Below are 24,593 nucleotides of genomic sequence, written 5' to 3' on the forward strand. Positions count from 1 at the left end.
GAGTGTCGCCGGTTTCCGCTTTGATAGGGGGCATGAACGACGCACTCAGCACACCCGACATGCCCGGCATGCCCGACTGGGAGAAGCGCTTCCGGGCGCCTCGTGTCTCTCTGCCGGACTGGGCCGAGGACGCCCCCGACCGCTCGCTGTTCGTCTCCAACGCGACGGGGACGTACGAGCTGTACGCATGGGACCGCGCGACGGGCGGCCGGCGGCAGGTCACCGACCGGCCGAACGGCACCACGGACGGCGTGCTGGCACCGGACGGCGAGGCCATCTGGTGGTTCTCCGACACGGACGGCGACGAGTTCGGCATCTGGATGCGGCAGCCGTTCGGCGGCGGTGAGGACGTGCCCGCGGCTCCCGGCCTGGAGCCCTCGTATCCGGCCGGGCTCGCCATAGGCCGGGACGGTACCGCCGTGGTCGGCCGCTCGACGGACGAGGACGGCTCGACCATCCATGTCGTACGGGCGGGTGCGCAGCCCGTCGAGATCTACCGGCACCGGGAGTCGGCGGGCGTCGGCGACCTGTCCCGCGACGGGACGCTACTCGCCATCGAGCACACCGAGCACGGAGACGCGATGCACTCCGCGCTGCGTGTGCTGCGGCTGGACGGTGCGGTGGTGGCGGACCTCGACGACACCGAGAACGGCACGGTTGAGCTGGGTTTGGAGGTCCTCGGCTTCGCACCGGTCGACGGCGACACCCGACTGCTCATCGGGCACCAGCGGCGGGGCCGCTGGGAGCCGATGATCTGGGACGTGGTGAGCGGCGAACAGACCGACCTCGCGATCGACCTCCCGGGCGATGTCGACGCCCAGTGGTATCCGGACGGCTCCTGCCTTCTGATCGCGCACGACTTCGAGGCGCGCGGCGAGCTGTGGCGCTACGACCTGGCATCGCGCGGGCTGACGCGGATAGAGACCCCGGCCGGCTCGGTCTCGGGGGCCACCGCCCGCCCCGACCGCACCGTCGAGTTTCTGTGGTCGTCCGCCGCACAGCCGCCGCAGGTGCGCTCGACGGGTGGCGGCATCGTGCTCGACCCGCCGGGGATGAAGGCACCCGCGTCGGTGCCGGTCGAGGACGCCTGGGTGGAGGGCCCCGGCGGCCGGATCCACGCCCTGGTCCAGAGGCCGGCCGACGCGAGCGGCCCGCTGCCGACGATCTTCGAGATCCACGGCGGCCCGACGTGGCACGACAGCGACGCCTTCGCCGCGGGCCCGGCGGCCTGGGTCGACCACGGGTATGCGGTGGTGCGGGTCAACTACCGCGGTTCGACGGGTTATGGAAGAGAGTGGACGGACGCGCTCAAGCACCGAGTGGGGCTCATCGAGCTCGAGGACATCGCGGCGGTCCGCGAGTGGGCGGTCTCCTCGGGTCTCGCCGACCCCGCCAAGCTCGTGTTGTCGGGCGGCTCGTGGGGCGGCTATCTGACCCTGCTCGGGCTCGGCACCCAGCCCGACGTCTGGGCCCTCGGCCTCGCCGCCGTGCCGGTCGCGGACTATGTCACTGCCTACCACGACGAGATGGAGGCCTTGAAGGCCATGGACCGCACTCTCCTGGGCGGCACCCCGGAGGAGGTGCCCGAGCGTTTCGAGGCGTCGTCGCCGCTGACGTACGTCGACGCGGTCCGCGCGCCGGTCTACATCTCGGCGGGCGTCAATGATCCGCGCTGCCCGATCCGCCAGGTGGAGAACTATGTGGACCGCCTCGCGGCCCGCGGCGCGGTCCACGAGGTGTACCGGTACGACGCGGGGCACGGCTCGCTCGTGGTGGAGGAGCGCATCAAGCAGGTGCGGCTGGAGATCGCCTTCGCCGAGAGGCATCTGAACGGGGTCATGGCATAGGCGGGGCGGACGGTCCCAGTCCGGGCCGTGGCCACGGCCCGGTCCTGGCCCCGGGACGAGGACCACGGCCCCGCCACCTGGTACGAGGCACCGCGGTCACGGGCCCAGGACAAGGGACCGCGGTCACGGGCCCAGGACAACCGCGGGCACGGCCCCGCCACCCGGGACGAGACACCGCGGTCACGGACCCGGGACGAGGCACCGCGGTCACGGGCCCAGGACAAGGGACCGCGGGCCGGACCCGGCACTGGGTATCGCGGGGACGTTCCGTACCGTGGAGGGGTGTACCGATTCCTGCTGACGCCCCGCTGGTGGGGGATCAACGTCTTCGTCCTGCTGGCGATCCCGTTCTGCATCGTCATGGGCTCCTGGCAGCTGGGCAGGTTCGAGGACCGCGTCGACAGCCACCGCGAGGCCGAGCGGGGGGCCGGTCGGCAGGAGCAGCGCGCGGCGGCCCCGCTGGAGGAGCTGCTGCCCGTCGACAAGGAGACGTCGGGGCGGCCGGCCAGGGCGAGCGGCCGGTACGGGGAGCAGTTCCTCGTCCCGGACCGTGAGCTGGACGGCAGGCGCGGTTCGTACGTGCTGACGCTACTGCGTACGGACACGGGCCGGACGCTGCCGGTGGTCCGCGGCTGGCTGGCCGAGGGCGAGCGCGCACCGGCGGCCCCGTCGGGCGAGGTGACGGTGACGGGCGCGCTGCAGGCGTCCGAGACCGTGGGTACGGACGGAGTGCACACGGCGGGCGGTCTGCCGCGTGGCCAGCTGGGCATGATCAGCGCGGCGTCGCTGGTGAACCTGGTGCCGGACGACGTGTACGACGCGTGGGTCACGCTGACGAAGGCGGACAGCGGCCTGACGGCGGTGCCCGCGTCAGCCCCGGAGAACAGCGGACTCGACCTGAAGGCGTTCCAGAACCTGGGCTACACCGGGGAGTGGTTCGTGTTCGCGGGCTTCGTGCTGTTCATGTGGTTCCGCCTGGTCCGCCGCGAGGCGGAGGCGGCCCGCGACCGCGAACTCGGGCTGCCGCCCGAGACGTCCTGACACCGGCCCTCCACGATCCCGTCCTCCGGCCCGGTGGGTCCTGCCCGGGCCACGGGCGACCCGGCTGCGGGTTGGCCGCCGCACCGGCTGATGAGCCCGCCCGGTGTCCGCTGGACCCCCGCGAGAACCTGCGGCACACGTCGCCCGGGGCTACGCCGCGTCCCCTCCGAGTACCCCGGCGCGACGCGCCACGCCGCGGCTCCGACTCCGCACCCGCTGTCCCCCGGGGCCGCCCTTCGCCTCGCGCAGCAGGCGTATGGCATGCGCGCACGGCTCCACGACCGCTGACCGTCCCTGGGCGAAGAGCCACCCCGGCGGCTCTGGCCCACCGGCGACCTGGCGGGCAGCCTGGCGACGCGACGGCCTCGCGTCGTCACTGGCCCTGGAGCACTCCCGTGCGGTAGATCGTTCCTGCGCAGGCGTTCGTGATCGTCGCCTGGGCGCTCGGGGCGCCCGCTTCCGCGGTGTGGGTGACCGCGACACTGCCGTCCTGTGTGCCGCCGTCCTCCGCGACCGTCTGGGTCTGGGTGTTGTCCCCCGACGTGCCCGTGCCCGTGCCTGCGCTCGTGCCCGACGATCCGGCGTCCGAAGGCGACGGGTCGGGCGAGGGGCCTGCCGTGGGGCAGGTGTCGGAGGGGACCCACGCGAACTTCACCTCGTACGTGGCCGACGGCTTCAGCAGCAGCGACGTCGCCTCCGCCGACGGCTCGGGCAGGCCGCCCGCCGGGTCGCCACTGGTGTGTGCGACCACGCTGATCCGGGCCGCATCGGCCGCGCCCATGGCCTGGAAGGTGACGCTGCCGCCTCCGCCGACGGTGCAGTTGACCGCCGACACATTGGCGATGCGGAAGGTGCCGTAGACCTTGCCCTCCGGGTCCGGCGGGTTGGTCTCCGCCGAGACGACACCGAGGTCGCCGCCCGCGCACACCGGCACGCTGTCGCCCGCGCTGCCCGGCGGGACCGGTTCGCCCGAGGCGCCGTCGCCCGCGCCCGCGCCGGGCTGCTCGCCGGGCGCCGCGGACGTGGGGTTCTTGACCTCAGGGTCCTGGCCGCTGCCCTTCGAGGGGGACAGCGGGTCCTTGTCCCCTCCGGTCGCTCCCGGGTCGTTGCCGGTGCCGCCCTGGGCCTGTTCGCCGTGACCGGCGTTGACCGGGTTGGCCTGGTCGCCGCCGCCGGAGTTCGCGACGTGGACGAACGCGGGCACCGCGGTGCCGACCAGCAGCACCGCCGCCGCTGCGCCGACGAGCGCCTGGCGCTTGCGGGCGCGCCGCGCCGGGACCGCCCGGCGCAGGTGGTCGAGCGCGCCGTCCGACGGCTGGAGGTCCTCGACGATGCCGTGCAGCATCCTGCGCAGGGCCTCCTCGTCACCGTCCACTCCCGCACCGTCGGGAATCTCGTCGGGGCCTGTATCAAGGCCGCTCAGCTCGTTCTCCGGCCCGTTGCTCACTTTTCCGTTCCCAGTCCGGTCGTCAAACGGCCCGTCCGGCCCGTACTGCTCATACCTGTCCGTGTGCCCGCTCATGCTGTGGCCTCCATGGCGACGCGCAGCGCCGCGATGCCCCGCGAGCCGTACGCCTTCACCGAGCCGAGGGAGATCCCCAGCGTCTGGGCCACCTGCGCCTCCGTCATGTCGGCGAAGTACCGCAGGACCAGCACCTCGCGCTGGCGTCGCTGGAGCCCCCGCATCGCCTTGATCAGTGCGTCCCGCTCCAGTTGGTCGTACGCGCCTTCTTCCGCGCTCGCCATGTCGGGCATCGGCTTGGAGAGCAGCTTCAGGCCCAGGATGCGGCGGCGCAGCGCGGAGCGGGAGAGATTGACGACGGTCTGGCGCAGGTAGGCGAGGGTCTTCTCGGGGTCCCGTACGCGCGAGCGCGCGGAGTGGACCCGGATGAACGCTTCCTGGACGACGTCCTCGCACGAGGCGGTGTCGTCCAGGAGCAGGGCGGCGAGACCCAGCAGCGACCGGTAGTGGGCGCGGTAGGTCTCGGTGAGGTGATCGACGGTCGTGCCGGCAGCCATGGAGTCGTCAGCGCCCTGCGGCTGAGCCGGGATGCGCGTCCGCGGTGCGGGCATGGGTGCGATCACCGGCATGCCGCCGGCCGGGCGGGGCCTGCGGATCGGGCGCACCGAAGCGCCACGGACGGGGACCACCCCTGCGATGTCGAGAACCTCTGCCACGCCTGTTGGACACGCTTCCCCCCGTCAGGGTTGTACGCGCACGCCACCGCTTTTGACGGTGCACCAAATGTCCTTATGCGCACTCGCTCATCCCCAATGCCCCATTGATTACGGGCACCGTCCGAGGCGACCGCAAAGACGCTTCCCGCCCAACTACCGGTTGCAGCAAGGAGAGAAGCGCATCGTCGAACACGCTGGCACCCCAGTTCAAGTGGTACAGCCTTCGACTACTTCACAGGGCGTGCATCACAGATCCTACAAAGCCCCTGAGACAACCGGATCCGATTATCGGTCCGTCGTCGGAAGCCGCGCCCACGGGCCACGGCAAACGGCCAACGCGACACCGCCAACGGGTATCGCGCCATGGCCAACGGGCAACGCGCCAGGGCAACGGGCGGGCAACGGACCACCGCGCCACGCGCCGGCGCTCAGAGCTCGGCCGCCACCGTCTCCGCGATCTGCGCGGAATTCAGCGCCGCTCCCTTGCGCAGGTTGTCGCCGCACACGAAGAGCTCCAGCGCCGAGGGGTCGTCCGGCGCCTGCCGTACCCGCCCGACCCATGTCGGATCGGTGCCCACCACATCCGCGGGTGTCGGGAAGTCGCCCGCCTCCGGGTCGTCGTAGAGGACGACTCCCGGCGAGGTCGCGAGGATCTCGTGCGCCCGCTCGACCGAGACCTCTTTCTCGAAGCGCGCGTGCACGGCCAGCGAGTGGGTGGTCAGCACCGGGACGCGTACGAACGTCGCCGCCACCTTCAGCGCGGGCAGATCGAGGATCTTGCGCGTCTCGGAGCGCAGGCCCAGCTCCTCGGAGGACCAGCCGCCGTCGCGCGGGTCGCCCGTCCACGGCACGACGTTCAGCGCGAGCGGCGCGGGCAGCGGTCCGAGCCCGTCGTCGCCCACGGCGCGGCGTACGTCCCCGGGCCCTGTGCCCAGCTCCGTACCGGCAACAAGGGACAGCTGGGCGCGCAGGGCGTCCACGGCGTCCCGCCCGGCACCACTGGCGGCCTGGTACGAGGACACGACCAGTTCCCGCAGGCCGAACTCGGCGTGCAGCGCTCCCACGGCGGGAGCCAGCGTCAGCGTCGTGTCGTGCGGGCTCGCGACGATGCCGCGCGGCCGGAGCCGTACGCAGTGCCGGTTGACCTCGGGAACGACCAGGGGGACGGCCGGATCCATCCGGAAGGCCGGGGAGTTGTCCACGACCACCGCGCCCTTGGCCACGGCGACGGGCGCCCACTGCTCGGAGACCTCGCCCGGCACGAGGAACAACGCGACGTCGATTCCGTCGAAGAAGTCCTCGTCGAGCGCCACGACCTCGCACTCCTGCCCGCGCACGGCCAGCTTTCGGCCGGCCGAGCGCGGGGAGGCGGCGAGTCGGATCTCGCCCCAGATGTCCGCGTGCTGCGACAGGATCTGGAGCATCACCGCGCCGACGGCTCCGGTCGCTCCGACAACCGCGAGCGCCGGCTTGGGCGGCCCGTCGGCGAGCCGCCGTCGGCTCATCGGCCGGTGCCTCCGTAGACGACCGCCTCGTCGGAGTCGGAGTCGAGCCCGAAGGCGGTGTGCACGGCGCGCACGGCCTCGTTGACGTCGTCGGCGCGGGTGACCACCGAGATGCGGATCTCGGAGGTCGAGATCAGCTCGATGTTCACGCCCGCGTCGGACAGCGCCTCGAAGAAGGACGCGGTCACACCGGGGTTCGTCTTCATACCGGCGCCGACCAGGGAGATCTTGCCGATCTGGTCGTCGTAGCGCAGCGAGTCGAAGCCAATGGCCGACTTCTGCTTCTCCAGGGCGGCCATGGCCTTGGCGCCGTCGGTCTTCGGGAGGGTGAAGGAGATGTCCGTCAGCGCCGTGGTGGCCGCCGAGACGTTCTGCACGACCATGTCGATGTTGATCTCGGCATCGGCGATCGCGCGGAAGATGGCCGCCGCCTCGCCCGGCTTGTCCGGGACGCCGACGACCGTGACCTTGGCCTCGGAGACGTCATGGGCGACTCCGGAGATGATGGCGTGCTCCACCTTCTGATCCCCTCGCGGTTCGTTGCTGACCCAGGTGCCGCGCAGTCCGGAGAAGGAGGAGCGGACGTGGATCGGGATGTTGTATCGGCGTGCGTACTCCACGCACCGGTGCAGCAGCACCTTCGAGCCGGAGGCGGCGAGCTCCAGCATGTCCTCGGAGGAGATCCAGTCGATCTTCCGGGCCTTCTTGACGACCCGCGGGTCGGCGGTGAAGACGCCGTCGACGTCGGTGTAGATCTCGCAGACCTCGGCGTCCAGCGCGGCGGCCAGCGCCACCGCCGTGGTGTCGGACCCGCCACGCCCCAGCGTGGTGATGTCCTTCTTGTCCTGGGACACACCCTGGAAGCCGGCGACGATGGCGATATTGCCCTCGTCGAGCGCCGTGCGGATCCGGCCCGGCGTCACATCGATGATGCGCGCTTTGTTGTGGACCGAGTCGGTGATGACGCCTGCCTGGCTGCCGGTGAACGACTGGGCCTCGTGGCCCAGGTTTTTGATCGCCATGGCCAGCAGGGCCATGGAGATCCGCTCTCCTGCGGTCAGCAGCATGTCGAACTCGCGCCCGGCAGGGATCGGGGATACCTGCTCCGCGAGATCGATCAGCTCGTCCGTCGTGTCACCCATCGCCGACACCACGACGACGACCTGGTGGCCGTCCTTCTTGGCATCGACGATTCGCTTGGCGACCCGCTTGATGCCTTCGGCATCGGCAACGGAGGAGCCTCCGTACTTCTGCACGACAAGGCCCACGTGCGCTCCTCGCTCGGTCTTCTGCAGTCACTACTGCGGTCGGCTCAGTCTATCGAGCGACCGCGATACGCCCCTGTGATGTCACATGGTGAGATGTCCCGCTCACCACGTGATCATCCAGGAAGGGGTCCAGGGAGGTACGCGGTCGCTCGGATGGCTGCTGCCCGGGGAACGGCGGGGTACGCAGGTTTGTGGGCCGGCTCACACGCTGGCACCCGGGTGTCCGTCAGCCCCGACGCGCGGTGACCATCAGCGGGGGCTCGCGGGGGACGCCCTGGTCGGAGGCCGCACCGGCCGGGCCGCCGTGTCGATGGAGACGGATCATGAGCGGCGTGGAGCCCGTGCGGGCCGGTGGCCGGTTCAGGGCGTCCGGCGCAGCTCCGGCGGGCCCAGGATCTCCTGGACCATGACCCGGCCTGCCTCCTCCGCCAGCGCCTCCTCCGTCAGGTCCTCGTCCGTGTCCAGGCCGTCCAGCTCGGCCAGCGGCTGGTCGAGGCGGACATGGGCCACGAGGGACTGGAGGGCGCGCAGGGTGGCGGAGGCGGTGGGGCCCCAGTTGGAGAAGTACGAGAACTGCCACCACCACAGGGCCTCGGTGGTGCGGCCCGCGCGGTAGTGGGCGAGACCGTGGCGCAGGTCGGTGACGATGTCCGCGAGGCTGTCGGAGATGCGCGAAGGGACCGGGGCCTTGCGGGGCTCGTACGGGTCGAAGACCTCGGAGAAGACGTCCACCGGGTCGAGGAGGACGGCGAAGCGCTCACGCAGGTCGTCGACGTCCACGTCGGGTCCGGTGTCCGGTTCGTACCGCTCGTCCGGGAGGATGTCCTCGTGCGCACCCAGGCGCCCACCGGTCAGCAGCAACTGGGAGACCTCCAGCAGCAGGAACGGCACGGCGCTGTCCGGCTCGTCGCCCTTGGCGACCTCGGTGGTCGCCACGATGAAGGATTCGATCGAGTCGGCGATCTGGACCGCGAAGTCGTCCGGGTCCTGGTCTACGGCGTGCAGCATGGCGTCAGACATCGAGCAGTCGTCTCCCCTCGAAGGCCCGCCCGAGCGTGACCTCGTCGGCGTATTCCAAGTCTCCCCCCACCGGGAGGCCGCTGGCCAGCCGCGTGACCTTGAGTCCCATCGGCTTCACCATGCGTGCGAGGTACGTGGCCGTCGCCTCGCCCTCCAGATTGGGGTCCGTCGCGAGGATCAGCTCGGTGACCGCACCGTCCGCGAGGCGGGCCAGCAGCTCGCGGATGCGCAGATCGTCCGGGCCGACGCCCTCGATGGGGCTGATGGCACCGCCCAGAACGTGGTACCGACCGCGGAACTCCCGCGTCCGCTCGATCGCGACGACGTCCTTCGGCTCCTCCACGACACAGATGACGGCCAGGTCCCGGCGCGGGTCACGGCAGATGTTGCACTGCTCCTGCTGGGCGACGTTGCCGCACACCGCGCAGAAGCGGACCTTGTCCTTCACCTCCAGCAGGGCGTGCGCGAGCCGGCGGACGTCCGTCGGCTCGGCCTGCAGGATGTGGAAGGCGATCCGCTGCGCGCTCTTGGGACCGACGCCGGGCAGCCTGCCCAGTTCGTCGATGAGGTCCTGAACCACGCCTTCGTACAACGGAACGCCTTTCCTTGCCTGCCTGCTTGCCGGCTTGCTGCTTACGGTAGTTGGTGAATATGACGCTTAGAAGGTCCTGACGGAACCGGCGGGCAACTCGCGGATCAGAAGGGCATGCCCGGCATGCCGCCGAGGCCCTGCGCGAGCGGTCCGAGCTTGTCCTGCTGAAGCTGTTGGGCGTTCTCGTTGGCGGCCTGGACGGCGGCGACGACGAGGTCCGCGAGCGTCTCGGTGTCCTCGGGGTCGACGGCCTTGGGGTCGATGACGAGACCCCGCAGCTCGCCGGAGCCGGTGACGGTGGCCTTCACCAGGCCGCCGCCCGCCTGACCCTCGACCTCGGTCTGCGCCAACTCCTCCTGAGCCTGTGCGAGATCCTGCTGCATCTTCTGGGCCTGCTGGAGCAACTGCTGCATGTCGGGCTGCCCACCACCGGGAATCACGGTCACTCCTGTCCGTACGTTGCTTCGATACGGCCGAGCCTACGTGGTCACCGGTCGCGATGCCCCACTCGGCGGTGACCAACTCTTTCGAGTGAGAGCCACCTGTCTCGATCAGGCTCCCCTACCTGATCAAGGCCCCCGTGCGGGCGGAAATACGGGCATCGGGAACGCACAGCCCACCATTCGGCGGTATGAAGGGCGTGCGCATCCGCGGGCGTATCAGAACGAACGCGCGCACCGTACGTCACACGGTGTAACGTCAGCACCTTTTGAGCACCTTTTCAGCGAAGCCGCAGAAGCCGTAGAGGGTAGAGGAGCGCACCGGTGAGCCAGCCGGAGATGCAGCCTGGGGGGCCGGCCCGGGAGGAGGGCGGCACCGCGCCGCTGGGTGATCTGACGGGACGGGCGTTCCCGCTCGGGGACTGGGGAGAGCCGGCGGTCCGCCTTGACGAGCTCTACCGGTGGGTGGAGGCCGACGCCCTGCGCACGGCGGACTGGTACCTCGCCGACCGCGCCCGCAAGCGCCGCTGGGCCCGGCTGCTGCGCCTCGGTACGGCGCTGGGCGCGGTCGCGGGAGCGGCCCTGCCCCTGCTCGACCTCACGGAGGCGGTGGCGGGGGCCACACCGTGGGGCTACGTCTCGCTCCTGCTGGCCGCGGCCTGCGTGGCCTGCGACCGGTACTTCGGCCTCACCGCGGGCTGGATGCGCGACGTCGGCACGGCCCAGGCCGTGCAGCACCGGCTCCAGGTGCTCCAGTTCGACTGGGCGTCCGAGAGCGTACGGGAGGTGCTGGGCCCCACCGAGGGCACCGCGAGCGAGGCGGCCGAACGCTGCCTCGGGGTGCTGCGGCGCTTCTCGGAAGACCTCTCGGAGCTGGTGCGTACGGAGACGGCGGACTGGATGACCGACTTCCGCGCGGGCCCGGCGCCGCTGCGGCTGAGGCCCCTGTCCCCGCCCCGCCCGGAGGCGGGCCCGGCGTCGCAGTCCGCGGGCGTGATCCAGGGCCGCTTCCCGCTGCCCCCGGGCACCCGCCCGAACATGCCCAGGCAGCGGCCCCCGGAGCCGCCGCGCTGAGCGTCGTTCTGGCCGACCGCCGGACGAGCGCTGAGCGGCTGACCGGCGGCTGACCGGCATCCAGAGGAGCGGTTGTCCGGCCGACCGCCGGCTGAGCGATGCCCGCCGACCATGGTCCGGACCACCGGCGGCCGACAGGCCGGCGTCCGGACCGCCGGTGGCCGACAGGCAGGCGGCAGACCGGTGTCCGACTGATCAGCGTCTGGATGTCAGGCAGCTGTCCGGTGTCCGACTGACCAGCGTCCCGCCGACCCGGGGCTGACCGGCGTCACGCTGAGCTACGTCCCGTCGACCGGCGGCTGACCACCGCCATCAGCGTGAGCTGCGTTGCCTCACCCGGGGCCGAGGGCCACGAGAGCGACCCCGCGTCAGCCGACGCCGAGGCCGAGGACCGCGGCCGCCCGGTCCGCCATCGCGGCCTCGCCCGCCGCGTTCGGGTGCACCGGCACGACGTTGGTGCCGAACAACAGCGGTTCGATCCAGCGCGTGCCGATCGGGCGGCAGGCGTCGTGGCCCTTGGACGCCTCGGCCATGTCGACGAAGGTCACGCCGGTCTCGGCGGCGGCCTTCTCCACGGCCGCGTTCAGGTCGGTCTGCATCTGGTGCAGGTAGGGCACATCGCCCTTGGCGACCGGCATCTTGAGGAAGCATCCGGGGACGCTCTGCTCGGGCACGATCCACGGGTAGCCGAGGATCGCGATCTCGGCCTTGGGGGACTTGGCCCTGATCTGGTTCAGGGCCGTCCTGATCGCGGGATAGGTCTTGTCCGCGATGTCGTCCGAGAAGGTGCTGCCGTAGGTGTCCTTGCAGGGGCTGCCCTGACCAGCCGTCAGCAGGCCCAGGCTGCCGCAGGCGAGGATGGCGCTGACGAAGGTGTTGTTGTCGTTGCCGCCGATGGTCAGCGTGACGAGGTCGGTGTCGCTCCTGAGCGCGTCGAACTGCGGGGCGGCGCCGGGGTACTGCGCCGCGGTGAAGTGTTTGGTCTGCGCCCCGCCGCAGGTGACGTCGGTGAAGTTCGCCCCGGTGCGGGCGGCGAGCAGGTTCGGGTAGTTCCTCGTGGTCCGGGCGCAGAGCAGCGAGGCGTCCGGGTCGAGCGGGAGGACGCCCGAGCCCGCGCTGTAACTGTCACCGAGAGCAACATAGTTGAGGGGGTCGGAGACCGCCTGGGCGGGGGCGGCGGTCCCGAGTCCGAGTGCGGCGGTTCCGGCGGTCGCGAGAACCGCCGACAGGAGTCGGTTCTTGGCGTGAAAAGGCATGGGGGGGTGGCTCCTTCAGGCGAATGGTGCGGCTCTGGCATGCTCCGGCGTGCGCGGCACCGGTTCACGGAGCCACGAGGGGATCGCCGGGGCGCGTTCACCCGATCGGTGCGAGAAGCCTAGAAGCGGCCGGGCCGACCGCTTCTGTGACGGAATCCCAACCCCTGACGCTTTTTTCGTGAGCCGTCACCAAGCCCCGACGGGGGATGTGTGCTTGCCGCCCTCAAGCACAACGGCTCCGGGGCGCGCGTGCCCCGGAGCCGTTGTGTGGGAAGTCGTCGGAAGGAGGTCAGGAGAGGATGTGTCGCGGCCGTCCTCAGCGCCTGCGGCGGGACGTCAGCGCCCGCGTCAGGATCGGCGGGAGCAGGTCCCTGGCCAGGCGGCGGGGCAGGGAGCGGCGTGCGGGGTGGGGCGGCGGGGCCGGGGCCGTCGGCGGGCCAGGTTCCGGCTCAGGCTCCGGGTCGGGCTGCGGGAGCGGCTCGTGACGGGAGACCGGCGGGGGCGGCGGCTCCGCCTTGGGGCCCTTGATACGGATCAGCGGCAGGCCCGCGACCTCCTCCACTCCGTGCCACACGTCCGTCCGCGTCGCCAGGAACGCGAGCAGGGCCTCGGTGAAGGGGGCCGGGTCGCCCCATGTCCCGTACAGCTTGCTGCCCGTGATCACGATCGGCTTGAGGCCCGTCGTCGGCACCGCGCCCCACACCGCCGCCGAGACGCCCGGACAGTGCTCCGCGCGGAAGTCGTCGAACGCCACGATCCCGTCCGGCAGCAGCAGTTCCCGCGCCGCTGCGACGTCGCCGTGCACATGCTCGTAGAGATGGGACGCGTCGACATGGACGAAACGGCAGCTGGCCGGGGCGACGCGGGAGGTGATGGCGGACGTCGGCGCCTGCACCACCGTGGGCAGGTCGTCGTGGAAGGAGAGGTAGTTGGCCTCGAAGGCCCGGCGCGTCAGCGTCGCGTACGAGCGGTCCATCTCGGCGCTGTTGGGGTCGTCCGGCGCCTCGGAGTCGAACAGGTCGCAGACGGTGAAGGTCTCTCCTTCCCGCACATACCCCCCGAGGAAGATCGCGCTCTTGCCCAGGTAGGCGCCGAGCTCCAGGAGGTCCCCCTTCCGGTCCGTGTCTCTCTGCCGGGCCAGGAACCAGTCGAAGACCATCCGGTCGACCGGCCAGAACCAGCCCTTGACGTCCGCGAACCGCTCCGGCCTGGGAAGTTCTTCCGCGGCCGTCCCCTCGGTGGGGGTACTTGTCTGCGACATGCCCCGGTCCTACCGGCACAAGGTGTCCGGGGTCGGTCGGCCGTCTGTCCGGCGCCTTAACCACCAAAGGCGCGTACGCGTGTGTCAACTGAAAATGATCATCGAGCCCTGGCCGAGGCTCCGCGTCGCCGCCGCGTGCAGCCCCAGCCACACGTGCCGCTCCCGCGCGAACGGGCTCTCGTCGTACGGAATGGGACCGGCCGGCTCCTCCAGGGCGGTGGGCCGCTCCGGCGGCGCCGGGGCGGCCGGCGGGTTCGCCGGGTCGATGCCGATCGCCGGGGCCACGTACTCCAGCTCCCGCAGCAGGCCCTGGGTGGAACCCAACGGTCCGCCGCCCTCCAGCAGTTCGTCGTTGAACAGGGGTGCGGCGAAGTCCACGGGGACGTACGCGCCCGCGTGGTCGTAGTGCCACACCAGGTGGGACTGCTGCGCCGTCGACTCGAACATCTCCAGCAACTGCTCGTAGTCGCCGCCCAGTTCGTCGACCGGCGTCACCGCGAGACCGCACAGTTGCAGCAGGTAGGCGCGCCGCAGGAAGTGCAGGGCGTCGTAGTCGAAGCCGGCCACGGGGGCGACGTCGCCCGAGAGGCCCGGCATGTAGGCGAAGACGGGCACGGTGGGCAGACCGGCGCCGGTCAGGGCCTTGTCGTAGGAGGCGATCTCTTCGGCGAAGGGATTGTCGGGGCTGTGGCACAGCACGTCGACAAGGGGGACCAGCCACAGGTCACAGGCCAAGGGAAGGCTCGCTCTCAGCGGTTCGGGACGGGTGCCGCCCACGGCCGTCGGGCCGCAGGGGGAGGAGTGAGGTGCGCGGACGGTGGACGGGACAGCGTAATGCCGTGCGGTGGACCGGCGAAGAGGGCCCTCATCGCGTACCGCCTTTTGCCCCCACGTCCCATATCCATACCCCGGCCACCCGCTCCCCCGGTCTGCCGAGCAGTTTCGTGACCGTCTCGTAGAGCGCCTGTTCGTTGTACTGCGGCGCCAGCACCACCACGCCCGCCTTCCAGGCGGCCAGGTCAGCGCGGGCCTGCGCCTGCCAGTTGGGGCCGATCACGGGCACCCGGCCGCTGTTGCGGACCTCCCCGAGGAGGTTGGAGGTGTGCCGGGGCGTGGCGCCGTAGATACCGATGCGGTCGGGGCCCCACGGGCCGTTGAAATATCCGCCGGCGACCGGGAATCCGAGGCCGGTCGCCGACTGCCAGTGCAGGGCCTCCGCGCTGCCCGGCGTCGGCAGCGGCACGGTGACCAGCGACTCGCCCTCGCCGAGGTAGGAGCGGTAGGTGCCCTGGGTGATGAAGCCCGGTATCTCCGCCCGTTCGCGTACCGGGTACGGCGTCGGGAGCACCGGCACCAGAGCCGCGGCCAGCGCCGTGAAGCCGGCGGCCCGCAGGACCCAGGACCGGTTTCCGGCCGCCGTGAGACGGTCCGCGGCGAGCGCGAGCAGCATGCCGAGCACGGGTGCGCAGACCATCGCCACGCGCGACTCGATGACCGACTCGAACAGTGGCTGGTGAGCGAGCGCCCGCCAGGGCCCGGTCAGCACGAGGTCGGTGTACGGGATGCGGAACGTCCGCCCGAGCGAGAGGAACGCGGCGGCCACCGCCGTGAAGGCGAGCGCCTTCACCAGCGCCAGCCGCCACCACTGGATCACGATCGCGACCGCCACCGCGAGCAGCGGCCAGCCGAAGAAGGCGTTCTGCTCGGTGCGGTTCATCGCGAGCGGATCGGCGCCCGCGTCGGAGCCGAACAGGGCGCGGCCGGAGAACTGCAGGAACGCCAGCGGGCTGTTGGCCGCGTTGTCGCCGTGCAGCACGCTCTTGTAGCTCTGCGGCCCGAAGAACTGCCAGCCCAGCGGGAACGCCACCAGTGGCAGGCACACCAGCAGCGCGATCCCCAGGCCCCGCAGCAGCGGCCGCCACGCCGCCCGCGCCACATCGCGCCGCGCGAGCGCGTAGGACAGGGCGAACAGCAGCATGCCCACTGCGGCGAGCAGCAGCGGCTCCTCGCCTAGGAAGATCTGGTACGTCGCGAACAGGCCGAGCAGCACCCCGTCGCGGACCACGTTCCTGCCCTCGCACAGCCGCAGCGCCCGGTCGACGATCAGCGGCAGCATGAACAGGACGAGGAAGTTCGGGTGCGCGTTGCCGTGCGAGATCATCGGCGGCGCGAAGGCGGCGAACGCCCCGCCGAGCGCGGCAGCGGCCCTGTTGCGCACCAGCCGCCGGGCGATCAGCCAGTACCAGGACACGGCGGTCGCGGTCAGGCCGAGCGTGAGGACGAGCGCCCAGGTGACGGTCGGGCCGAAGACCAGCGTGATGGGTGTGAGGGGCACGGACAGGCCCAGCATGACCGTGTTGGCCATCAGGTTCACGCCCTGGGGATGGCCCTGGAGGGTGGTGAACAGCGGGTTGCGCAGATGCGTGACGTTGTCGGCGGTGACCGCGAAGAACCACTCCCACTGGTTCTGGTCCTGGCCCGCGTCGCGCAGATAGCCGCGGTCGAGGTCCGTCCACAGCCCCTTGTAGAGCAGCACGGACGCGAGGAGGAACAGACCGGCGACGGCCAGGTCCGCGCGGCGCACGGCACGGGTCCGCAGCCGCAGCAGCTCCAGCAGCACCCTGCCGTAGTCCGCGGGCCTGACCTTGGAGCCGGCGACGTGCGACCAGCGCACCGGGACCTCGGTCACCGGCCAGCCCGCGCGCCGGAAGAAGCGCAGGATCTCGACGTCGATGCCCCAGCCGGTGAGCCGGGAGTCGGCGAACGCCGCGCGTGCCTTGTCCCCGTCGAAGAGCTTGAAGCCGCACTGGGTGTCGCGGATGCCGGGCACCGCGACGAGACGTATCAGCCGGTTGCCCATGCGGCCGAGCCATTCCCGCACGAGCCGCTGGTGGACCTCGATCCGGGCGTCGGGGTGGGCGCGGGAGCCGATGGCCGCGGCGGCACCGGTGGCGGCGAGCTCGTCGTCGAGGTGGGCCAGTTCGTCGATGGGAGCGGCGAGGTCGGCGTCGGTGAAAAGCACCCGCCGCCCGTACGAGGCGAGCACGCCCATGCGCAGGGCGTGGCCCTTGCCGCGGTTGGTCTCGCTCGACACCAGCTGGATACGGGGCTCGTCGGCCGCCGCCTCCTGGGCGATCTTCGCGGTGGCGTCGGTGGAGCCGTCGTCGACGACGATCAGTTCCCAGCTGCCCCAGCGCTCCGGGTCGGCGCGCAGAAAGGCGCAGATGGCGTCCAGCGTCGGGCCGAGCCGTACCTCTTCGTTGTACGCGGGTACGACGACGCTCAGGTCCACGCTCACCGCTCGCTGCCGGCGGCCCGGCTGGTGTCGGGGCGGCGCGCGTGGACGGGGTCTCCGGGGCGGGACGCGGCCTCCAGCCGGTCCGCCCACGCCAGCGCGTGCGCGTTGCAGGCGCGGACCTCCTCGCGCACTGCCTCGGCGTCACCGCGGGTCACCGCGTCCACCACGGTCTCGTGCCCGCTCCACAGCCAGTCCGACAGCTCCGGGTCGGCGCGCAGATACGGCACGGCGAAGACCCACGCCTGGACGCGCAGCCGGTGCAGGAACTCGGATATGTAGCGGTTGGTCACGAGCCCTGCGAGTTCGCGCCAGAACCGGAGGTCGTAGCCGATCAGAATGTCCAGGTCACCGGCGCGGGCCGCGCGCGCGGCCTCCTCGGCCCGGCGGCGTACGGACAGCAGGCCCTGGCTGGTCAGCGTCGTGGGGCAGCACTCGGTGCGCTGCCGGAAGACGCCGTCCACGACCATCGAGCGTGCCTCGATCATCGTGCGGTAGTCGTCGACGGAGAACCGGTGCACCTTGAAGCCGCGGTGCTGGTCGGATTCGAGCAGTCCCTGCGCGCACAGGTCGACAAGCGCCTCGCGGACGGGTGTCGCGGACACTCCGTACTGGTCGGCTATCTGCTTGACGGTGAACTCCTGCCCGGGCTGGAGCCGCCCGGCGAGCACCTCGTCGCGCAGCGCGTCCGCGATCTGCTGTCGCAGGGTGCTGCGTGTGACGGCGGTGCCGCCGCCGGTGGCGTTGCCGGGCATCGTGGTGGCCTTCTCCTTCTGCTGCGGTTCCGGACACGATAGGCCAGGGGTCATGGCGGAGTCGTGGGGCATGGGGCCCGCACCGTGACGGAAGCGAGGCGGATGTGACGGATGTGTTCGAACCGGCTGACGGGGACGGGAGCCCGGTGGCGGCGGCCGGACGGGCAGCGGAGGTCCGCACGGCGTTCGAGGGCCTGTTGCAGATCCGCCGTGTGACCAACACCGCGGCCCCCGACCCGGCGGCCGTGCCCGCTCCCTGGGAATTGAACCGCATGGTGCGCGCGGTGTCCCTGACCCTGGAGGCGGCGGGCTTTGCGCCGTCGGCGGTCGACGCCGAGGGCGCGAGGACGGCGACGGGCTACCGCGTGCGGCCCGGCGAGCGCCCGGCCACGGTGTACGTGGAGTGGCTGGGCCCGCCGGGCAGCGGCGCCCAGCAGGCGGAGGAGGCCGAGCTGACGGCCTGCGCGGCGGCCCTGAGGCGGCTGGGCTGGGAGGCGCTGCTGTACCGGGGGCCGCGGCGCAGACGTTTCCTGGAGGTGGAGGCGCTGCGCGGTCCGTGAGCCGCGACCGAGGCGACGCGGGCGCACGCCGAAGGCGTAGGCCACTGCCGAGGTGGCGCGGGCATGCCACCGCCGACCTGGCGGGGCAGGCCGGAGCCGCCGCTGGGCCCGCGCGGCAGGCGTGAACCGACCCCTAGGTCGCGCGAATGCATGAGCCGACCCCGAGTCACGCCGGAGGCGTAAGCCACCGCCGAGGTCGCGCGGCAGGCAAGACCCGCCGCAGGGCCCACACGCCAGGCGCGAACCGCCCCCAGTCACGCCGGAAGCATGAGCCACCGCCCGAGGTGCGGCAGCAGGGCATGAGTCGACCCGAGGTGACGCGGGCGCATGAACCGACCCCGAGGCCGCACAGCAGGCAAGACCCGCCGCAGGGCCCACACGCCAAGCGGGAACCGCCCCAGAGGTCGCGCGGAGGCATGAGCCGGCCCCGAGATCGCGCGACAGGCAAGACCCGCCGCTGAGCCCCCGAGCCAGGCGCGAACCGACCCCAGTCACGCCGGAGGCGTAAGCCACCGCGAGGGGCGGCGGCAGGGCATGAGTCGACCCGGGGTGACGCGGAGGCGTAGCCACCGCCCACGTGGCACGGCAGGCGAGAGCAGCCGACCTCCACGTCGCGCCGGAACGCGAGCCGTCGTACGAACCGGCCCTATGGGGCGACCAGCTCGCCACGTCCTCCGGCCGGCTCGCCGGCCCCCGCGCGGAACGTCTGGCGGTACGCCGTCGGCGACACCCCGATCGCCGCTGCCATGTGTTGCCGCAGCGACGCCGCCGTGCCGAAGCCGGACTCCGCGGCGACCCGGTCGACGGGGAGGTCCGTCGTCTCCAGGAGGCGGCGGGCGTGCTCCACACGCTGGCGGGTCAGCCACTGGACCGGGGTCAGGCCGACCTCCTCGCGGAAGCGTCGGGAGAACGTCCGGACGCTCATGCGGGCGTGCGCCGACAGCTCGGTGAGGGTGAGCGGGCTGCCCAGCCGGTCGAGGGCCCAGGCGCGCGTCGCGGACGTCGACGCCGCCGACGGCGGCGGTACGGGGCGTTCGATGAACTGGGCCTGGCCACCGTCCCGCCACGGCGGCACGACGCACAGCCGCGCCACCCGGTTGGCGACCTCACTGCCGTGGTCGCGGCGCAGCAGGTGCAGGCACAGGTCGACCCCGGCCGCGACCCCCGCCGCCGTCAGCACGTCTCCGTCGTCGACGAACAGCACACCGGGGTCCACCTCGACGCGGGGAAAGGCACGTTGGAACGCGTCGGCCTCGTTCCAGTGCGTGGTGGCACGGCGTCCGTCGAGCAGACCGGCGGTGGCGAGGACGTACGAGGCGGTGCAGATGGAGACCATGCGGGTGCCGGGCCGGAGCGTCGTGAAGGCGGCGGCGAGCGGCGCGGGCAGCCATTGCTGAATTCGGCCCGGGCCGCAGCTGAACGGCGGGACGACGAGCGTGTCCGCGGTCGCGAGTGCGTCGAGCCCGTGCGCGACGGTGACGGAGAAGTCGGCGCTGGTGCGGACCGTGCCGCCGTCGAGGCCGCAGGTGATCACCTCGTACAGCGGTTCGCCGTCCGGTCCTTGGGCGGTGCCGAAGATGCGGACCGGGATGCTCAACTCGAAGGGGTAGACGCCGTCGAGCGCGAGGACGACGACGCGGTGCGGGGCGGAAGGAGCCATGGCCAGATCCTTGCACATCATGGCCATCCGGCCACTCGAATGCGGCTTCCCGCTGCCGCAGGGTGGGTCCCGGGCCTCCGACCGGGGGCAATTCCCTTCGGAGGAGCGGACATCATGCGGAACGTCATGCGGGCCATCAGGCAGGACACACTCGGCGGACCGGACGTGTTGAAGATCGTCGAGGTCGACCGGCCCGAGCCCGGTCCATCGGAGGTCCTGGTGCGGGTCCACGCCGCCGGGGTCAACCCGACGGACTGGTGGCACCGTTCGACGGGCGGACTGCTCGGCGAGGGACGCCCGGTGCCGCTCGGCTGGGACGTCTCCGGTGTCGTGGAGGCCGTCGGGCTCGGTGTGACGATGTACCGGCCGGGCGACGAGGTCTTCGGCATGCCGCGGCTGCCCGAACCGGCAGGCGCATACGCCGAGTTCATGACGTCCCCGGCCCGTCACCTGGCCCGTAAGCCGGCCGGGATCTCGCACGTCGAGGCGGCCGCTCTGCCGATCGCCGCACTGACGGCGTGGCAGTCGCTGGTCGACACCGCCGGCGTGCGCCCCGGACAGCGGGTGCTGATCCACGCGGCGGCCGGGGGCGTCGGGCATCTGGCCGTCCAGATCGCGAAGGCGCGTGGCGCGTATGTGATCGGCACGGCGAGCGCGGCCAAGCACGCGTTTGTGCGGGGGCTCGGCGCGGACGAGGTCGTCGACTACCGGACGACGGACTTCACCGCGGCCGTCGCGGACGTGGACGTGGTTCTGGACGCCGTCGGCGGCGAGTACGGGCCGCGTTCGCTGGAAGTGCTCCGGCCGGGAGGCACGCTGGTGTCCATCGCCTCGCCCGCGGAGGCGCACCTCGCCGGCGCGGCCGAACAGCGCGGCCTGCGCGCGGGCTTCACCATCGTCGAACCCGACAACGGCGGCCTGCGGGAGATCGCCGCGCTGGTGGAATCGGGCCGCCTGCGCGTGCACGTCGACACCGTGCTGCCGCTGGAGCAGGCGGCCAAGGCCCACGAGATCGGCGAGACGGGCCGGACGCAGGGAAAGATCGTGCTCACGGTGGTGTGAGCGGACGCCCGGGGGCGCCGCCGCGTGGGCGGCGCCCCCGGGGCCGTGTGTGCCTAGTACAGGCCGGAGTACGTGTTCCAGCCGGTGCCGATCTTCGCCTTGGGCAGGAAGCCGCCCTTGCCGTTGGCGTCGTAGCGGTAGAGCACGCCGTCGCTGGTGCGGGCGACGAGGTCCGCGCGGCCGTCGCCGTTCATGTCGCCCGGCGCGGCCAGCTTGGTGTACTGGCCCCAGCCGGAACCGATCAGCTTCTTCGCCGCGAACGGCGCGGAAGCGACGCCCGTACCCTGGTACAGGTACAGCTTGCCGTCCTTGGCGCGCGCGATCAGGTCCGCACGGCCGTCACCGCTGATGTCACCGGCGCCGACGAGCACGTTGAACTGGCCCCAGCCGGAACCGATCCGCTGCTTCGCCGCGAAGCCGGTGCCGCTGCCGTTGCCCCGGTAGAGGAACAGCTCGCCCGCCGAGTTGCGGGCCAGCAGGTCGCCCTTGCCGTCACCGGACAGGTCACCAGGACCGACGAGGGTGTTGTAGACGCCCCAGCCGCTGCCGATGTGCCAGGGACCCGAGCCGTCGTTCAGGGCGTAGTTGTACAGGTGGCCGTCGTAGACCTGGAGCAGGTCGGCATAGTTGTCGTCGTCGAGCGAGGACACGACCGAGATCTTCGCGCCCTTCCAGCCGCCGTCGTCACTGACCTTCTGCCGGGCCGCGAACTGGCCGTTGTTGCGGTCGTAGTACCAGTAGAGGGTGCCCCAGGTGTCGAGGCCCCACAGCTCGTCCTTGCCCCACGAGGACATGTTGGCGGCGTTCGCGAACTGGCTCGCGGCGTTCCAGCCCGTGTCCTCCTTCAGACGCGGCAGGAACGCGCCCGTGCCGGTGGACGTGTAGCGGTACAGGTCGCCGTTGTGCGCCCGTGCGTACAGCTCGGCGTTGCCGTCCTCGTCGATGTCGTCGATGCTGAACAGCGTGTTGTAGACGTTCCAGCCGCTGCCGACCTTGACCCTGTCCTTGAAGGGACGGCTGGGCTCGCCGGTGCCGCTGTAGAAGAACAGCTCACCCGCGGTGTTGCGGGCGAAGAGGTCCGCGATGCCGTCGTTGTTGACGTCGTTCACGCCGGCGAGCTGGTCGTACTGGCCCCAGCCGGAGCCGACCTTCACGCGCGAGGCCAGCGGCTCGGCGCCGCCGGGCGTCGCCCGGTACAGGAAGAGCTCGCCCGCGAAGTTGCGCGCGAGGACGTCGCCGACGCCGTCGCCGGTCAGATCGCCGGGCGAGAACACCTTGTTGTAGATCTGCCAGCCCGTGCCCGACCAGTAGACGCTCGGGTAGTACGGGTCGTTCACGTGCGCCGCGAGGCGGCCCGACGCCGACAGGGTGAAGTGGACCGGGCCGTCCGGACGGAGGCCCGCCACCGAGAAGACGTCCTTGAAGACCTGCGAGCCGGACCCGTAGCCGTCGGAGAAGTTCATCTCGTGGGTCTCGGCACCGGTCGAGACGATCACTCGGCCGTCGAGGGCCTGGAAGATCAGGTCGGACCAGCCGTCGCCGTCCACGTCGCTGCGCGGCGCGGCCAGCGGGGCGCCCTCGTCCAGGGAGCTGAACGCGCCGCGGTTCACCTCGGGGCGCGGCAGTTCCAGGCTGGGCAGCGCGGTGTCGTCGGATCCGGGCCGTTCGACGGTGGGGCGCGGCGCGGGGGCGTCGTCGGCATGGGCGGCCGGGGCCGCCAGCAGCATGCCGGCGGCGAGGGCGATCGCGGTGCAGGCGGCGACGCGCATGCGGGCGCGGGCGCTGGTGGTTCTGTGTGGACCGGCTGCGGCGCAGCCGGATTCCATGGGTGTCAAGGTCCCCCCTCGAAGGGTGTCATCTGCACAGCCGCCTCCGGGGCGCCGCGCTCGGTGGTGCGCGCCCATGGGGGTTTCGGAGCGGTGGTGCAGTGGTGCTGGCACGGGAATAGACATGCCAGGTTGGGCGAAGGATGTACGGGAACCGAAAGCAATTTCGACGACCCTCCACCGAGGCGCCGCCCCTCCGGACGGGCCGCACAGAGCCGGGGTCCCCGACACGCACAACGATGTCGGTGACCCCGGCCCTCACGAGCGGGTGGGCCATCAGGCCGTCAGGCCGTTTCGACGACGACTGCGCCGTGACTACGCCTGCCGTGACTGCCGTGACTGCCGTCACCCGCGACTGCGGTGACTGCGGTGACTGCCGCGACTACACCGTGAACTCGTCCGCCACGGACAGCGCCGCGTCCAGGGCCGCCAGGCCCTCCTTCGCCTCCGCCTCCGTCACGTTGCACGGCGGCACCGCATGCGTACGGTTCATGTTCACGAAGGGCCACAGGCCGTTCTTCTTGCAGGCCGCTCCGAACGCCGCCATCGCAGCGTTCGCCTCGCCGGTGGCGTTGTACGGGACCAGCGGCTCGTGCGTCTCGCGGTCGCGGACCAGCTCCAGGGCCCAGAACGCGCCCGTGCCGCGCACCTCGCCCACCGACGGATGGCGTTCCGCCAGCTCGCGGAGGCCGGGGCCGAGCACCGTCTCGCCGATGCGGGCCGCGTGCTCGACGATCTTCTCCTCCTCCATCACCTTGATGGTGGCGACGGCGGCCGCACAGGCCAGGGGGTGACCGGAGTACGTCAGCCCGCCCGGGTAGGGGCGCTTGTCGAAGGTCGCTGCGATCTCGGCCGAGATCGCGACACCGCCCAGCGGTACGTAACCGGAATTGACACCCTTCGCGAAGGTCATCAGGTCCGGCACCACGTCGAAGTGCTCGGCCGCGAACCACGTGCCGGTGCGGCCGAAGCCCGCCATGACCTCGTCGAGCACGAAGACGATGCCGTGGCGGTCGCAGATCTCGCGAACGCCCGCGAGGTAGCCGGACGGCGGGGTCATGATGCCCGCCGTGCCGGGGATCGTCTCCAGGATGATCGCCGCGACGGTCTGCGGACCCTCGAAGGCGATGGTGTCCTCCAGGTGCGTCAGGGCGCGCGCGCACTCCTCCGCCTCCGTCGAGGAGTAGAACGGCGAGCGGTAGAGGAACGGGCCCCAGAAGTGGACGACGCCTGCGGTGCCGTTGTCGTTGGCCCAGCGGCGCGGGTCGCCGGTGACGTTGATCGCGGTCGCGGTGCCGCCGTGGTACGAGCGGTAGGCGGAGAGCACCTTCGGGCGGCCCGTGTGCAGGCGGGCCATGCGGATGGCGTTCTCAACGGCCTCGGCGCCGCCGTTGGTGAAGAAGATCTTGTCCAGGTCGCCCGGGGTCCGCTCGGCGATCAGCCGGGCGGCCTCGGAGCGCGGCTCGACCGCGAACGCGGGCGCGAAGGTGGCGAGCCTGCCCGCCTGCTCCTGGATCGCGGCGACGACCTTCGGGTGCTGGTACCCGATGTTGGTGTAGACGAGGCCGCTGGTGAAGTCGAGGTAGCGGTTCCCGTCGTAGTCCCAGAAGTACGAACCCTCGGCGCCGGCGACGGCGAGCGGGTCGATCAGTCCCTGGGCGGACCAGGAGTGGAACACGTGCGCGCGGTCCGCCGCCTTGACGGCGGCACCGGCCTGGGGATCGGCATGAGGGGTCATGCCGGCCAGCGTAGGGAGGGGCGCGCGGGAGCCGACATGGCCACCTTGTATGACCTCCGCCTCCCTGCCTGGGCAGGGTGTCGGGTCTGCCCGGGCGCGGGGCCAGGACCCTGCCCGGGAGGGGGCACCGGACCTTGCCGGGAGAGGCCCCGGGACCCGTCGCGTGATTGACAGCATACTGTCGATATGACAGTCTACTGTCATCAAAAGTTCGA

At 71.6% G+C, this 24,593-nt stretch carries 20 protein-coding genes; 5 read left to right on the forward strand and 15 right to left on the reverse strand.

From position 1 onward, the window contains the following. The first annotated feature begins 32 nt into the window (after nt 1-32). Both J7E88_RS22665 and J7E88_RS22670 read left to right on the forward strand, forming a co-directional pair. Nucleotides 33-1,847 carry a prolyl oligopeptidase family serine peptidase gene (locus J7E88_RS22665; protein ID WP_215183931.1) on the forward strand — a complete coding sequence of 605 codons (1,815 nt, stop codon included), beginning with the start codon at nt 33-35 and terminating at the stop codon, nt 1,845-1,847. Nucleotides 1,848-2,129: 282 nt separating this feature from the next. After that, on the forward strand, nt 2,130-2,888 hold the full coding sequence (locus tag J7E88_RS22670; protein ID WP_215183933.1) for an SURF1 family protein: 759 nt from the start codon (nt 2,130-2,132) through the stop codon (nt 2,886-2,888). Nucleotides 2,889-3,261: 373 nt separating this feature from the next. Here the strand turns inward: J7E88_RS22670 and J7E88_RS22675 are convergent, their stop codons facing one another. The 7 genes from J7E88_RS22675 to J7E88_RS22705 all read right to left on the reverse strand — a co-directional run bounded on the left by J7E88_RS22675 (nt 3,262) and on the right by J7E88_RS22705 (nt 9,891). Beyond that, nucleotides 3,262-4,335, reverse strand: a complete 1,074-nt coding sequence (locus tag J7E88_RS22675) for a hypothetical protein (RefSeq protein WP_308307572.1) — start codon at nt 4,333-4,335, stop codon at nt 3,262-3,264. A gap of 71 nt (nt 4,336-4,406) precedes the next feature. Continuing rightward, nucleotides 4,407-5,066: a SigE family RNA polymerase sigma factor gene (locus J7E88_RS22680; RefSeq protein WP_215183935.1), complete on the reverse strand. Its 660-nt coding sequence runs from the start codon at nt 5,064-5,066 to the stop codon at nt 4,407-4,409. Between the two features lie 428 nt (nt 5,067-5,494). Further along, nucleotides 5,495-6,571: an aspartate-semialdehyde dehydrogenase gene (locus J7E88_RS22685; protein ID WP_215183937.1), complete on the reverse strand. Its 1,077-nt coding sequence runs from the start codon at nt 6,569-6,571 to the stop codon at nt 5,495-5,497. Continuing rightward, nucleotides 6,568-7,839: an aspartate kinase gene (locus tag J7E88_RS22690; RefSeq protein ID WP_215183939.1), complete on the reverse strand. Its 1,272-nt coding sequence runs from the start codon at nt 7,837-7,839 to the stop codon at nt 6,568-6,570. Before J7E88_RS22690 ends, J7E88_RS22685 begins: the two co-directional genes overlap by 4 nt. A 360-nt stretch (nt 7,840-8,199) precedes the next feature. Continuing rightward, nucleotides 8,200-8,859, reverse strand: coding sequence for a DUF5063 domain-containing protein (locus J7E88_RS22695; RefSeq protein WP_215183941.1), 660 nt, complete (start codon nt 8,857-8,859; stop codon nt 8,200-8,202). Next, nucleotides 8,852-9,451, reverse strand: a complete 600-nt coding sequence (gene recR / locus J7E88_RS22700; protein WP_215183943.1) for a recombination mediator RecR — start codon at nt 9,449-9,451, stop codon at nt 8,852-8,854. The genes J7E88_RS22695 and recR overlap by 8 nt, the downstream gene beginning before the upstream one ends. Before the next feature lie 104 nt (nt 9,452-9,555). Continuing rightward, nucleotides 9,556-9,891, reverse strand: a complete 336-nt coding sequence (locus J7E88_RS22705) for a YbaB/EbfC family nucleoid-associated protein (RefSeq protein ID WP_215183945.1) — start codon at nt 9,889-9,891, stop codon at nt 9,556-9,558. 324 nt (nt 9,892-10,215) lie between these two features. On the opposite strand from J7E88_RS22705, the gene J7E88_RS22710 reads away from it, so the two are divergent. After that, entirely contained in the window at nt 10,216-10,965 is a 750-nt protein-coding gene (locus J7E88_RS22710; protein ID WP_215183947.1) for an SLATT domain-containing protein, read from the forward strand. A 368-nt stretch (nt 10,966-11,333) separates the two neighbouring features. On the opposite strand, the gene J7E88_RS22715 is transcribed toward J7E88_RS22710, so the two are convergent. From J7E88_RS22715 to J7E88_RS22735, 5 genes are all read right to left on the reverse strand, one after another. Continuing rightward, the gene (locus J7E88_RS22715) at nt 11,334-12,221 is read right to left on the reverse strand and encodes an SGNH/GDSL hydrolase family protein (RefSeq protein WP_215183949.1); all 888 of its coding nucleotides are present in this window, start codon (nt 12,219-12,221) and stop codon (nt 11,334-11,336) included. Nucleotides 12,222-12,537: 316 nt separating this feature from the next. Continuing rightward, nucleotides 12,538-13,482: a class I SAM-dependent methyltransferase gene (locus J7E88_RS22720; RefSeq protein ID WP_215183950.1), complete on the reverse strand. Its 945-nt coding sequence runs from the start codon at nt 13,480-13,482 to the stop codon at nt 12,538-12,540. Between the two features lie 84 nt (nt 13,483-13,566). Beyond that, nucleotides 13,567-14,217, reverse strand: a complete 651-nt coding sequence (locus J7E88_RS22725) for a hypothetical protein (protein WP_215183952.1) — start codon at nt 14,215-14,217, stop codon at nt 13,567-13,569. 130 nt (nt 14,218-14,347) lie between these two features. Beyond that, nucleotides 14,348-16,780 (reverse strand): dolichyl-phosphate beta-glucosyltransferase, encoded by a 2,433-nt coding sequence (locus J7E88_RS22730; RefSeq protein ID WP_215183954.1) that lies wholly within the window; start codon nt 16,778-16,780, stop codon nt 14,348-14,350. Continuing rightward, on the reverse strand, nt 16,777-17,532 hold the full coding sequence (locus J7E88_RS22735) for a GntR family transcriptional regulator (RefSeq protein ID WP_215184127.1): 756 nt from the start codon (nt 17,530-17,532) through the stop codon (nt 16,777-16,779). The genes J7E88_RS22730 and J7E88_RS22735 overlap by 4 nt, the downstream gene beginning before the upstream one ends. A gap of 104 nt (nt 17,533-17,636) precedes the next feature. Here J7E88_RS22735 and J7E88_RS22740 point away from each other — a divergent pair, with 104 nt between their 5' ends. Beyond that, on the forward strand, nt 17,637-18,092 hold the full coding sequence (locus J7E88_RS22740) for a hypothetical protein (RefSeq protein ID WP_215183956.1): 456 nt from the start codon (nt 17,637-17,639) through the stop codon (nt 18,090-18,092). Nucleotides 18,093-18,738: 646 nt separating this feature from the next. Here J7E88_RS22740 and J7E88_RS22745 read toward each other — a convergent pair. After that, entirely contained in the window at nt 18,739-19,752 is a 1,014-nt protein-coding gene (locus tag J7E88_RS22745) for a GlxA family transcriptional regulator (RefSeq protein ID WP_215183958.1), read from the reverse strand. 114 nt (nt 19,753-19,866) lie between these two features. Here J7E88_RS22745 and J7E88_RS22750 point away from each other — a divergent pair, with 114 nt between their 5' ends. Then, a complete protein-coding gene (locus J7E88_RS22750; RefSeq protein ID WP_251023040.1) occupies nt 19,867-20,814 on the forward strand; it encodes an NADP-dependent oxidoreductase in 948 nt (315 codons plus the stop codon). Nucleotides 20,815-20,867: 53 nt separating this feature from the next. Here J7E88_RS22750 and J7E88_RS22755 read toward each other — a convergent pair whose 3' ends face one another. Next, nucleotides 20,868-22,640 (reverse strand): FG-GAP-like repeat-containing protein, encoded by a 1,773-nt coding sequence (locus J7E88_RS22755; protein ID WP_215184131.1) that lies wholly within the window; start codon nt 22,638-22,640, stop codon nt 20,868-20,870. A 382-nt stretch (nt 22,641-23,022) separates the two neighbouring features. Beyond that, a complete protein-coding gene (locus J7E88_RS22760) occupies nt 23,023-24,378 on the reverse strand; it encodes an aspartate aminotransferase family protein (RefSeq protein WP_215183960.1) in 1,356 nt (451 codons plus the stop codon). Nucleotides 24,379-24,593 lie beyond the last annotated feature (215 nt).

It is taken from the genome of Streptomyces sp. ISL-10, from assembly GCF_018614575.1.
Lineage (GTDB): Bacteria > Actinomycetota > Actinomycetes > Streptomycetales > Streptomycetaceae > Streptomyces.